General features: G+C 70.1%; 9 protein-coding genes and 3 pseudogenes. 6 read left to right on the forward strand and 6 right to left on the reverse strand.

Features of this window, described 5'->3' with window-relative positions:
- Window positions 1-208 (reverse strand): annotated as a pseudogene (locus ACFU8W_RS47740) (transposase); the annotation flags it as partial.
- A gap of 284 nt (window positions 209-492) precedes the next feature.
- Between ACFU8W_RS47740 and ACFU8W_RS47745 the strand changes: the two are divergent.
- From ACFU8W_RS47745 to ACFU8W_RS47770, 6 genes and pseudogenes are all read left to right on the forward strand, one after another.
- Window positions 493-882, forward strand: a pseudogene (locus ACFU8W_RS47745) (transposase); the annotation flags it as partial.
- A gap of 667 nt (window positions 883-1,549) precedes the next feature.
- Window positions 1,550-1,942, forward strand: a complete 393-nt coding sequence (locus ACFU8W_RS47750; RefSeq protein WP_384052114.1) for a reverse transcriptase N-terminal domain-containing protein — start codon at window positions 1,550-1,552, stop codon at window positions 1,940-1,942.
- A 15-nt stretch (window positions 1,943-1,957) separates the two neighbouring features.
- Window positions 1,958-2,911, forward strand: coding sequence for an IS701 family transposase (locus tag ACFU8W_RS47755; protein WP_384052117.1), 954 nt, complete (start codon window positions 1,958-1,960; stop codon window positions 2,909-2,911).
- Window positions 2,912-3,152: 241 nt separating this feature from the next.
- Window positions 3,153-3,638 carry a GNAT family N-acetyltransferase gene (locus ACFU8W_RS47760; RefSeq protein WP_384052119.1) on the forward strand — a complete coding sequence of 162 codons (486 nt, stop codon included), beginning with the start codon at window positions 3,153-3,155 and terminating at the stop codon, window positions 3,636-3,638.
- A 153-nt stretch (window positions 3,639-3,791) separates the two neighbouring features.
- Entirely contained in the window at window positions 3,792-4,097 is a 306-nt protein-coding gene (locus tag ACFU8W_RS47765; RefSeq protein WP_384052149.1) for a transposase, read from the forward strand.
- Window positions 4,098-4,528: 431 nt separating this feature from the next.
- Window positions 4,529-4,845: pseudogene (locus ACFU8W_RS47770) on the forward strand (DUF427 domain-containing protein).
- Window positions 4,846-5,464: 619 nt separating this feature from the next.
- Here the strand turns inward: ACFU8W_RS47770 and ACFU8W_RS47775 are convergent.
- From ACFU8W_RS47775 to ACFU8W_RS47795, 5 genes are all read right to left on the reverse strand, one after another.
- The gene (locus ACFU8W_RS47775) at window positions 5,465-7,012 is read right to left on the reverse strand and encodes an FAD-dependent oxidoreductase (RefSeq protein WP_345519886.1); all 1,548 of its coding nucleotides are present in this window, start codon (window positions 7,010-7,012) and stop codon (window positions 5,465-5,467) included.
- Between the two features lie 28 nt (window positions 7,013-7,040).
- Window positions 7,041-8,438, reverse strand: a complete 1,398-nt coding sequence (locus ACFU8W_RS47780; RefSeq protein WP_384052121.1) for an FAD-dependent oxidoreductase — start codon at window positions 8,436-8,438, stop codon at window positions 7,041-7,043.
- Entirely contained in the window at window positions 8,435-9,847 is a 1,413-nt protein-coding gene (locus ACFU8W_RS47785; RefSeq protein WP_384052123.1) for an FAD-dependent oxidoreductase, read from the reverse strand. The genes ACFU8W_RS47780 and ACFU8W_RS47785 overlap by 4 nt, the downstream gene beginning before the upstream one ends.
- Window positions 9,848-9,920: 73 nt before the next feature.
- Entirely contained in the window at window positions 9,921-10,751 is an 831-nt protein-coding gene (locus ACFU8W_RS47790) for an SDR family NAD(P)-dependent oxidoreductase (RefSeq protein ID WP_384052125.1), read from the reverse strand.
- A 1-nt stretch (window position 10,752) separates the two neighbouring features.
- Window positions 10,753-12,195 carry an MFS transporter gene (locus ACFU8W_RS47795; RefSeq protein WP_384052127.1) on the reverse strand — a complete coding sequence of 481 codons (1,443 nt, stop codon included), beginning with the start codon at window positions 12,193-12,195 and terminating at the stop codon, window positions 10,753-10,755.
- Between the last annotated feature and the right edge of the window lie 29 nt (window positions 12,196-12,224).

The following is a 12,224-nucleotide window of genomic DNA, read 5'->3' on the forward strand; positions in this document are numbered from 1 at the left end:
CACCCAGGTGCCGGAAGGGCGTGGGTATCCGGCGGGCGGAGGAGCGCACCAGAAACTGGGCGCCGGTGGCCTGGACGTCGCGGGCGAAGGTGTTCACGTCGAAGCCGGCGTCGGCCAGCAGGAGCATCGTGCGGTCCAGGGCGCCCAACAGGCGGCCAGCGTAGGTGAGTTCGCCGTCGGTCTCGGGGCCGAATGCGGCGGCGATCACGGCACGGGACGGACCGCTGCTTTGCTCCCCCTTTGCAGGGCTTTCGACACTGGGCTTCGACGCCGGGCGTTTCCCCCCGACGCCGCCAGTCTGCTACCGGGCCTCCTGGCAGCTACCCGGACCGGACTCACACCGGCAGGCGACAACGAGCTTACGACCGAAGATCACTTACAACATCAAGACCTCCAGTCTGCTGGGCGCGCGAAACGGCGAGGCTAGTAGTGCTTGGTCAGGTCGGTTGCGGTGGTGCGTGTCCTTCTGGTCCGGTGCGGCGTTGGGAGTGTGTGACTCCGGACGAGATTGCTGTGGTGCGTGGTGAGTTGGAGGCGTTCGCGGCGGAGGTGTTCGAGCCGTTCGCGCGGAAGGATCAGCGTCGGTGGGGGCAGGTCTACCTGCGGGGGTTGTTGACCGACGGGCGGCGCAAGTCGGTCGAGCCGATGGCGGCCCGGCTGGGTGAGGACGGGAACCGGCAGGCGCTGGCCAATTTCGTGACCACCAGCCCGTGGGATCCGGCGCATGTGCGGGCCAGGGTGGCCTGGAGAATGGAAGCGGCGATCCGGCCGTCCGCGCTCATTTTCGACGACACGGGGTTCCTGAAGGACGGGACCGCTTCGGCGTGTGTGTCGCGGCAGTACACCGGCACGGCGGGCAAGGTCACCAATTGCCAGGTCGGCGGTGCGACGCGAGGTCGCACGCTGTGAGTGGTTACGTAGAGAGGAGGTCGGCATGATGCCGATGACGTAACCCGGGCCAGTGTCCAGGGCCCGTCCCCTCCCCGACGTGCGTCGCTGGTAACGGCGGGGTGCGAAGCTCGGGGAAGAAGCCCAAGGACTCCCGTTCCATCCGGGGGTCACAGGCAAGGGGAAGACCGGACGGGTGAAGCTCACTGAACCCTCAACGATGCTCCGTGATGGCAAGCCTCGCAGATGGGTAGCAACAGCGGGGTGCAGGGCTGGCCGCTGAGAAGCGGCGGGTGCCGGTCGAAGACACCGAGTCGGCCGGGAGGACACCACCGCCCCGGGGTAATGAGGGCACCCACCCCGGTCGCATCTCACACGAGTGGAACGCGACAACCCCGTTGGGGTCCAGACCTGTTGGTCTGGTCAGCCGACCGTAAGGGAGGCCCAGCTCCCCAGCGGGTGCAGGACGGCCCAGGAAGCCAATGCCGGCCGCCGAAAGGCAACAGGAAACCGGGACATGCATCGGCACCTCCGCCGAGTCCCGCATAACTGGCCGGATACGGGTGCATGCCCGGACCCGAAAGGGTGCTGACGTGGGCCGGGTGAGCCTGTGAAGAACGCTGTCGGACAGGAACCGGAACCGAAGGGCAAGTTAGGCACCGTGACGGTCATACCCGCTGCCGATCCGGCCGCGACCAGCACCGGCCCGGTGAACGGACCGGAGGACGCTCCACCCGACTGGGAGGCCATCGGCTGGCAGGCCCAGGAGGAGTCAGTACGGCGACTGCGGCAGAGAATCTTCACGGCATCGCAGGCAGGGGACCTGAAAAAGGTCCGCAACTTGCAGAAACTGATGCTCCGCTCCCGCGCTAACACGCTGCTCAGCGTGCGGCGGGTCACGGAGATCAACGCAGGACGCCAGACGGCCGGGATCGACGGTCAGGTTGTCCTGACCGCCTCGGGCAAGGCGGAACTGGCCCACCGGGTCCAGCACCGGATCAGCCCAGGCACGGCCCGGCCCGTCAACGCGGCCTGCCGCACTGCACGCCTGTGAGTCTTCAGGGCTTGCTTGAGCCGAGCTGCGGGGAAAGCCCGCACGGCCGGTTCTGAGGGGGGACCGTCGCAGCAATGCGACGGTCCTACCCGACTCTCGCTCCACCTCGCGTCCGACCACGCTTCGGCGGCGGTCAACTGGCGGCTGTTCCTGCCCGAGACATGGGACCCCCGCTCGCCGCAGGCCGATCCGGACAAGGCCGCCCGACGCACCGCCTGCCAGATCCCCGAGGATGTCGGGCACGTGGAGAAGTGGCAGCTCGCTCTGGACATGCTCGACGAGACCCGCTCGTGGGGCATCGAGGTGCCGCTGGCCATCGCGGACGCCGGATACGGCGACGCCGCCGCGTTCCGGCACGGACTGCAGGCCCGCGGCCTGAACTACGTGGTGGGAATCTCCAGCACGCTGTCGGCCCAGCCCGCCGGCGCGGTGCCGGTGGCCGAGCCGTACTCCGGGACCGGACGCCCGCCGGTGGCCAAGTATCCCGACAAGCCGCGGTCGGTGAAGGAGTTGGTCATCGCGGCGGGGCGGAAGGCAGCTCGGCCGGTGCAGTGGCGTGAAGGTTCCCGGCCCGGCACCGGCCGATCTGGCCGCAAGCGGATGTCCTCCCGCTTCGTGGCCCTGCGCATCCGGCCCGCCGGACGCGAGGTCCGGCAGGCCACCGACGGCCCGGAGCTGCCGGAGTGCTGGCTGCTGGCCGAATGGCCCGCCGGCGAGCCCGAGCCGGTGCAGTTCTGGCTGTCCGACCTGCCCTCCGGCATGCCTGTGACCACGCTGGCCCGCCTCGCCAAACTCCGCTGGCGCATCGAGCACGACTACCGGGAGATGAAACAGGCCCTGGGCCTGGCCCACTTCGAGGGCCGAACCTGGGGCGGCCGGCACCACCACGTCACCCTCGTCTCTGTCGCGCACGCCTTCTGCACCCTGCAAAGACTGGCCCAAACCCCAAAAGACGCGGCGCCGGCCTGAGCCTCTACCAAGTCGTCCGCGAACTCCAGACCCTGCTCGCAGTCTGGACCGGCGCCTGCCCCACCTGCCACCGCGACATACCCACACCAATACGAACCTGACCAAGCCCTACTAGGATGATTAGATCATTTTCTACTGATTAGGGCATCTAGCGCCCACGACGAAAGGCGGCGGCATAGTCATCAGCGACCTGCTCCACATCGCAACCTTGTCTCCGGCGCAGGCCGAGGATGCCGATCTCATGTCGGCGGTGGCAGCCCTCATCAACGAGGTCTACGAAGTGGCCGAGGAGGGGTTGTGGGCCGACGGCACTACACGGACGACCACTCAGGAAGTAGTGGCGCTGACGCGAGCGGGCGAGATCACCGCGGCGCATCTGGACGGGGAGATCGTCGGGTGTGTCCGGATTCAGCAGCTGGATGACCGAGTGTGCGAGTTCGGCATGCTGGCGGCCGCCCCCAAGCGGCGCGGGATAGGTATTGGCCGGGAGCTGGTTCAGTTCGCCGAGTACTACGCTCGCGAGGCCGGCCTTGATGTCATGCAACTCGAAGTGCTTGTACCGCGCGAGTGGTCGCACCCGTCCAAGGACTTCCTGACCAACTGGTACACGCGTATCGGCTATCAGGGCGTCCGCAAGGTATCAATCGAGGAGTCCTACCCGGACCTGGCCCACCGCCTCGCCACTTCCTGCGACTTCGTGATCTACCACAAGCCCCTCCACGCCTAGGGTTCGCCGGAAAGCGCTGGTCACGGCCTCTCGTTGAGGAGTGCGACCTGTACCGTCGGCTCGCCGGGCTGGTGGCGCTACTCAGAAGGCCAACCAGGTAATTGATCTGCTGTCGGCTGCCCGTCTGGCTGTCTCCAGATTCTGGTCTTGGAGGTGGTCGTGGGGCGTCGTCCGGGAGTGCTTGTTCGGCCGGTGAGCATGGAGGAGGGCCGGAGGCTGCAACGGATCAGCCGAACCTCGAAGGATCCGATCCGGCTGCGACGGGCGCTCGTGGTACTGAAGTCCGCCCAGGGCCAACCGGTGCGGAACATCACCTCGCCGCTGCAGGTCAGCGAGGACTACGTGCGCAATGCCATCCACGCGCTCAGCGAGCGGGGGTTCGACGCGCTGGACCCAAAATGGAGCGGGGGACGCCCCAGGACGATCGATGACCAGGTGCGCGAGCGCATATCTGTCTGATGGCCCGGACGTCCCCCGCTGACGGGGGCATCGCCGCGTTCTCCACCTGGCGCCTGGCCAAGCTCGCCGAGCACCTGGTCATGCGGAAGGTCGTACCGACCCTGGCCGGGAGACCCTGCGCCGGATCCTGCACGAGGGCAAGGTCTCCTGGCAGACCACCACGACGTGGAAGCCTCTACTGACCCGCATTTCATAGCCGAGATGCAACGGGTGCTGGAGCTGTACGACGCGCAGCCCGGTGACAGTCGGCGACTTGGGTCGCGGGGGCGGGTGTGGCGCTCGTCCAGGTCGGCAGCGGAGAGGAACGGCAGATTTCCATGGGGCAACCGTAGCTTTCGCACTGGCGGGAACAACTCGGCTTTCGATCGTGCTGACTTGAGGAGGATTGACTACCAAGGGGGACGACCGTGACCGAGGGGCTCCCTGGGCGCATGGGACGCCTCATCACCGTCGAGCCGAGCGACCGGCACGTGCGTGCGGTGCGGGGCGGGCAGGTGCTCGCGGAGAACGACGGGGCATTGGTGCTGTACGAGGCGGGCTGTCCCGACGCGTACCACATCCCGTTCCGAGACGTACGCTTCGAACTTCTGACCTGTCCGACACCCGCACGTACTGCCCCTTCAAAGGCGACGCTTCGTACTGGTCGCTGCCGGACGCTCCGGACCTGGCCTGGGCATACCTCGACCCGAAACCGGAGCTGGCCGAGATCAAGGATCATCTCTGCTTCCACGAGGTGCAGGTGTCCTAAGAGCTCGTAACACGATCTTGTTGAACGGTCCCGGTAGGCCGTGACCGGTGTGACGATCCCCAGGACCTCTACGAGGTGCGGAGGCCCGAGGACCTGCACGAGCTGCGGGAGCGGCACGTGGACCTGCTCCTGTCGGTCCTTGCCGCCATGGAGTTCCTGGACGGCTGCCGGGACGACGCCGTGCGTCCCGGGCCGCTGACCCCGGCGCAGGCCAAGACGCCGGCCTGCGATTCCGCCAACCTCACGCTGAACCTGCTGACGACCCGGCGCCTGTGCCGTCACACGAGGGGCAACTCCCGCCACGTCACCCAACTGCTCGGAGAACTGCCCCGCGAGACCTGGCAGGACCTGCGCCCCCGTTCTCCCCGCACCCGCACCCGCACGTTACGCGTCGGTGGTGCGGCACCAACTCGCCCGCTGCGGCGACGCCACCCGGGCCCTGGTGGAGGCCTGCTCGGTACTCGGCGACGAGGCCTCGCTCGCCGGGGCGCCGCACTCGCCGGGCTCGACGATCCGCTGCCCTCGGCCGACGAGGCGCGCACAGCCGGCCTGCTGGCACGACGACGCCGCACCTGCCCGTGGCGGAAGGTACGGCGTCGTCGTGCACGTACCGAGACGGTCAGGCGTCCGTCGGCTGGGGCTCCGTGGAGGCGACGCGCATGTCCGTGCGGTGCGGGGAGGCCGCGACGTTCCGGCCGACGATGCGGCCGGAGACCATCGCCCAGCCAATGTGCAGGCCGTGGTTGAGCAGTTGCAGGCCGCCCTGGCCGGTGGACCCGGCGGCCCACAGGCCGGGCACGGGCGTGCCGTCCTCGCGTATCACGCGCAGCTGGTCGTCGACGCCGAGGCCGCCGTCGGCGAGCGTGATGTAGGCGTTCATGGGGCCCAGCGCGTAGAACGGGCCCTGCGTGACGCCGTTCCCCAGGTGCTGGCGGCCGTGGTCCTCGTCCTTGCCGTCCTGCACGTTCTGGTTCCACCGGTCCACCGTGGCGCGCAGGGTGGCCGGGTCGACGCCGATCTTGCCCGCCAGTTCCTCCAGGGTGTCGGCTCGGTGGTATACGTCCGGCCTGTACCGCTTGTAGTCCTGCACGTACGCGTACGCGACGCCGGGGAACGTGGAGACCGGGTTCGGCCACGCGGAGAACTTCCGCGCGATCTGCTCGTCGAACACCATGAACCCTGTGTTGCTGCCCGTGGAGGCCACCGCTCGGGCCATTGCGGAGTCCGTGTCCTCGTTCGACAGACGGTGCCCCGTACCGTCCACGAGGATCGCCCCCGCTCGGTACATGGTGACGTTCGGGCCGATCCAGCTGGTCAGCGCGCCTCGGATCACGTACGCCAGCAGGTTCTTCGGCAGCCGCTCCACCACGAAGCGCATCACCCGGTTGAGCGCGGGGACCGCCGGCAGCATCTTTATCAGGTCCGGCCGCTTCGACGGCGCGAACCGCAGGCCCTCGTAGAGGCGGTCCATCTGCAGGGTGTACCCGCCGGCCTTCTCGCCCAGGTAGAACCCGTCACCGGTGTTCGCCGGGTTCACCGGCGGGATCCTCGCCGCGTCCTCGCCCACGTGCTTCGCCTTCAGCTCCGTGGAGGCGGAGTAGTCGCCCGTCGTCAGTACGACGCCCCGGCGCCCGAAGTACTGTGTGCCGTTCGCCGCCGCACCGATGATCTCTCCGTCGGTGTTGCGCAGCAGCTCGTCCACCGGCATCGACGTGTAGATCTCCACGCCCAGTCGGCGGCACTCCCGCAGCAGCGCGTCCCGGTAGGCCCGCGAGTTCGGGAGCACGTTGTGCATGCGCGGCTTGTCGTACGGCGGCTCCGGCGTCGGGCCCAGGAACTGCACCCCCAGCGACGACAACCACTCCACCGTCGGCCCAGCGTTCTCCGCCAGGATCCGCCGCAACGACTGGTTCTCCCGCGCCTCGTACGGACCGTTCGCCGTCTTCATGTCCTCGACGAACAGGTCGATGCTGTCGTTCACCCCCGCTCGGAACTGGTAGCTCGTGTTCGCCGCCGTGAACGACCCCACGGACAGCGCGGTGGATCCACCCACCTGCGGGCACTTCTCCAGGACGACGACCGACGCCCCGCTGCTCGCTGCCGAGATCGCGGCCGCCATGCCGGAACCGCCGGCTCCCACGATCAGGACGTCTGCGGTGTAGACCATGATTCTTCTCCTCGTCATGTTCCGTGGCTCAGATGCCGGCGGGCACGTCGGCCTGCGGGCGGGGCTCGGCGCTCGCGGGCCGGGCGGCGCTGCGCCCGGCCCGCCGTCCGGTGATGTAGGCGGGGGCGAGGCCGCCCGCGTACCCGTGGTTGGACAGCCCGCCGATGTCCGCCCCGGCGGCGTGCAGGCCGGGCACGGGGCGGCCGTCGGCGTCCAGGACGCGGGCCTGGTCGTCGATGCGCACGCCGCCGAACGTGAAGGTGATGCTGGGCTGCACCTTCAGGGCGTAGAACGGACCGGTCCGCGGGGCGCGGGCCCGCGCGGATACCGGGTGCCCGCCCGCGAACCCGCCCCCGGCGGAGGCGGCCGAGATGTAGTCCTGGAGGGTCTGCCTCAGGACGGCCGGGTCGATCCCCCAGGCGGCTATCTGCGCGACCAGGTCCTCCAGGGTGTCGGCCTGGGCGTGCAGGGCTCCGTTGTCGACGGCGACCTGGTAGCGGTCCACGGCGCCGAGCCCGGGGAAGGGCTCGTCGGTGCCGACGGTGGTGCGCACGTGGTCGTCGAAGACCAGCACGCCGCTGGCCTGCGGCTGGTGCAGGAGGGCCTGGTTGAGGATCTCGTCGCCCAGGGTCTCGTCGACGAAACGGCGGCCCTCCAGGTTCACCAGGACAGCGTGGTCGGAGTAGTACTGGGAGTTCGGCAGGAAGTCCTGGGGCTCGAAGCTGTTCACGGGGGCCCCGATGAGATGTCCGTAGAACGTGCTCATCGCGGTGCTGCCGCTGGCTCCGGCCTGCCGGGCCAGGCGCAGGCCGTCGCCGACGCTGCCCGGGTTGGAGCGCAGCAGCAGCCGGTCGGCATTCGGTCCCATCGCGCGGGTCAACTCGTCGCGCGCCCCCTGGAAGCCGCCGCCCGCCAGCACCACCGCCGGGGCCTCGTACCGGACCCGGCCCTGCGCGGTGCGGGCCAACAGGCCCGTGACCGCGCCGTCGGCGTCCTGCAGGACCTGCAGCGCCGCGGTGCCGGTGCGGCACACGCCACCGCCCGCCTCTACCTGGGCTCGGCACCAGGCCAGGATCGCGAGGATGTCCGTGGAGTAGCCGATGCCGAACGTCATGATGTCCGTCTTCGGGGTGTCGGCCACCCGCTCGCCTGTGGCGCGCAGTTCCTGCAGGCACTCGGCGTAGTCCTCGACGACGGCGCGGCCCAGGGCCTCGTCTCCGAGGGGGACACGGCGCCGGTAGGCGTCCAGGTCGGGTGCCGTCCAGAACATGCCCGCCGACAGGGCCGTGGACCCGCCGAACGTGTCCTGCTTCTCCAGGAGCGCCACCCGGGCGCCCCGCCGCGTGGCCGCCACCGCGGCCGAGGACCCGGCGATACCGGACCCCACCACGACGACGTCGAACCTCTCCGTGCGCACGGCGCTCATGCCGCAACCTCCTCCTGCTCGCTGCTGTCCTGGCTCTGCGGCTCGGTCCTGGCGAGGGCGGCGCCGAGCATGTGCCCGAACACCGCGCCCTTGCCCAGGGACGTGCCGGTGATGTACGTGGCCCCGTGAAAGCCGCCCACGACCTCCCCGACGGCGTACAGGCCGCCGATCGGCTCGCCGTCGACGGTGGTGACCTGCGCGTCCGGGGTGACGGTCACCCCGCAGTAGGTCGTCGTCATCAGGGCCTTGGCCGGGTAGGCGTAGTAGGGCGGGGCGTCGATCGGCGTCAGCTCGCCCACGCCGTTGCACAGGCCGGTGCGGCCCTGCTCGTCCGCGGCCTTCCCGGCGACGGCGGCGTTGTACCGCTCGACCGTGGCGACCAGTTCCTCGGGGGCGACGCCGGCCAGGCGGGCGACCTCCTCCAAGGTGCTGGCCTCGTGCAGGTGCCCCAGTTCCTGCAGGGTGTCCATGTCCTTCAGGGGGATGCCGCGGTGGGACTGCGCGCGCACCCGCGAGTCGAACACCTGCATGCCGAGCCCGTCGGGCTGGTCCAGGACGGCCCGGCCGAGCGCCTTGTAGTCGATCGACTCGTCCACGAACCGCCTTCCGGCCGTGTTCACGACGATCGCACCCATGTAGTAGGCGGTCAGCAGCTCGTGGAACTCCTCACCCGTCTCGGGGTGGGATCCGTAGGTCGCCGCCACGAACGACATGTCCGCCATCCCCGCACCCAGGCGCCAGGCCATGCGCAGACCGTCACCGGTGTTCCCGCGCCCGCCGTACGGGATGGCCGCCAGCTGCTCCGGCGCGAAGACCTTCAGCATCTCGGTGCCGCGGCTGAACCCGCCCGTGGCCAGCACGACGCCCCGGCGGCCGTACAGCTCCACCGGCCCGTCCGGCCCCTCCGCCAGAACGCCCACGACCCGTCCGCCGTCGGTCAGCAGACGCCGCGCGGCCGTGCTCGTCAGCGTGGTGCCGCCCGCCGCGGCGAACGCCGCGTGCAGGGTCGCCAGGACCTCCTTGATCTCACTGTTGTGCCCACGTGCGGCCGACATCCCGGAGCTGATCGCCACCTCGCGGAACCGCACCCCGTGGTCCTTCAAGAACCGGTGGGCGGCGTGCTGGTGGGTTAGGTAGGCGTCCACCAGGTCCGGGTCGTTCAGGTGCCCGCCACCCTCCAGCAGGTCGTGCCGGAACAGGTCCTCGGAGTCATCGATGCCCTCCTCGGCCTGCTCCGGGGTGCCGGAGAAGGCAAACCAGCCGCCGCTCATCGCCGAGGAGCCGCCCAGCGCGGGCTGCTTCTCGACCAGCAGGACGTCCAGCCCTGCCTCGGCGGCCGTGGTCGCGGTGGTCTGCCCGGCGATGCCGGAGCCCAGGACCACCAGGTCGTGCTCACTGCGGTGCTGCATGGTGCTCTCGCTCTCCTCGTCGAGGTCGGTGCACGGGGTCGTGCGCGTGTTCGCGGGGCGGCCCGTAGCGGGGTCAGGCGCGGGGTGCCCAGCCACCGTCGACGTCGATGCTGGTGCCGGTGATGTAGGACGCCTGCGGGGACAGCAGGAACTCCACGGCCGCCGCGACCTCCTCCGGGCGCGCGTACCGGTGGGCCGGAACCTGCTCCACGATCGGGCCGGTCGGCGGGACCTGGCCCATCATCGGCGTCTGCACGAACCCCGGGGCGACCCCGTTGACCCGGATGCGTCGCTCGGCCAGCTCGTGGGCCAGGCTGATCGTCAGGTTCGCCAGCGCGGCCTTCGAGGCCCCGTAGACCATCGCCGACGGCAGGAACGGCGGGTACAGGGCGCCCGCCGGGCCGCCGGTGCCCGTGCGCCCCGCGATCGACAGCAGGTTCACGACGCTCGCGGTGCCGTCGTCGGGCATCAGCCGGGCGGCCTCCCGCACCAGGAAGAACGGCGCGGCCACGTTGACCGCCATCACCTGGTGGAACAGGGCGTCGTCGATCTCGTCCAGCTCGATCTTGCGGCCCTCCCGCTTCGGGGAGATACCGACGGCGTTCACGACGGCCCCGATCGGGGCTAGGTCCGTGGCCGCCGCCGCAAGGTCCGCGTTCATGGCCGACAACGTCAGGTCGCCGCCGAAGCCGAGGTGGCCCTCGCCGGGCAGACCCTTCGCGGTGGCCTCCGCACGGGCGCCGTCGACGTCCGCGACGACCACGCGGTAGCCGGACTGCGCCAGCCGGGCCGAGATCACGGAGCCGATGCCGCCGGCACCGCCGGTCACGATCGCCGAGCGCCCGGAATGCGAGGCCGGCGAGGCTTGCGGGATCTGCGCGGGCAGGACAGGGGTGGTGGTCATGTCAGACACCTCCGACGGTGTGGTCCTCCTGCCGCGGGGCCGCGGACAGGGCGTTGCTGGTGGGGATGGCCTCCTCGGCCCGGTCGCCGGCGCGGTCCGCGGCACGGCCGCCGTCGAAGTGGTGGCGCTCGCCCTCGAGCGTGCGGTAGTCGCCCATGCGGGCCATCACGAGCAGCGCGACGACGATCGTCGCGGTCCAGAAGGCCGTGATGCCGAGCGTGGAGCCGCCCGAGACGTCCAGCAGCCACGAGGCCAGGAACGGCGCCGGGGCCGCGAACAGGAGGTTGGTGCCCGTCAGGGCCAGGGCCGAGCCGGTGTAGCGCATGCGGGTCGGGAAGGCCTCGGCGAACAGGGCGCCCTGCCCGGCGTTGCCGAACTGCGCGCACACCAGGGCGAAGGAGACCATCAGCAGGGCCGCCGGGAAGCTGCCGGTATCGACCACGGGGAAGAACACCACGGCGGCCACGAGGGTGCCGGCCGAGCCCGTCATCAGGACCCGGCGCCGCCCGAAGCGGTCCGCCGCGCGACCACCGCACCAGATCGCCACGACCGAGCACAGGTTGGCGATCGTCACGATGGTGAACGTCTGGCTGCGGGAGAACCCGATGCTCGTCAGGTAGCTCAGGCCGTACACACTCACCACGTAGAACGTGATGACGATCGGGGAGAACGCCAGGATCAGGCGCACGATCGTGGCGCCGTGGCCGCGGAGCACCTCGGCCGGCGTGCTGGTCGCGGCCGCGGCTTCCGCCACGTCCTCCCGGAAGACCGGGGTCTCCTCCACCTTGAGACGGATGTAGACACCGACGGCAACCAGCAGGATGCTCGCCAGGAACGGGACGCGCCAGCCCCAGGACATGAACGCCTGCTCGCTCAGCGTCGCCGACAGAAGCGTCAGGGCCAGATTGGCGGCGACCTGGCTGATCGGCGAGCCCATCGCCATCACGGCCCCGTAGAACGCGCGCCGGTCTCCCGGCGCGTGCTCCATGGTCATCAACTGGGCCCCGGTGGCCTCCCCGCCGAGGGCGAACCCCTGGACGAAGCGCATCGCCACCAGCAGGACCGGCGCGGCCGCCCCGATCTGCGAGACCGACGGCAGGAGGCCGATCACCAGGGAAGCCACCCCCATCGAGACGAAGGTGATCAGCAGGATCCTGCGGCGCCCGGCCTTGTCCCCCAGATGGCCGAAGACGATGCCGCCCAAAGGGCGGGCGAAGAACCCGACGCCGAACGTGGCGAACGAGGCCAGCAGGCCGGCCGCCTCACCCATCCCGTTGAAGAACAGGGCCGGGAAGACGGTGGCGGCCATGGCGCCGTAGACGGCGAAGTCGAACCACTCCAGCGCGGACCCGAAGGTCCCGCTGGCCACGGCCCTGCGCGCCTGCGGCGGCGCGGGTGTGCGCCTGCGGCGGATGCCGGGGGACTGCTGCTGGATGGTGCTCATCCCGAAACCCCTTCGTCTCTTCTACACGG

Origin of the sequence: Streptomyces sp. NPDC057565, from assembly GCF_042801455.1 — a bacterium.
Taxonomy (GTDB): domain Bacteria; phylum Actinomycetota; class Actinomycetes; order Streptomycetales; family Streptomycetaceae; genus Streptomyces; species Streptomyces yanii.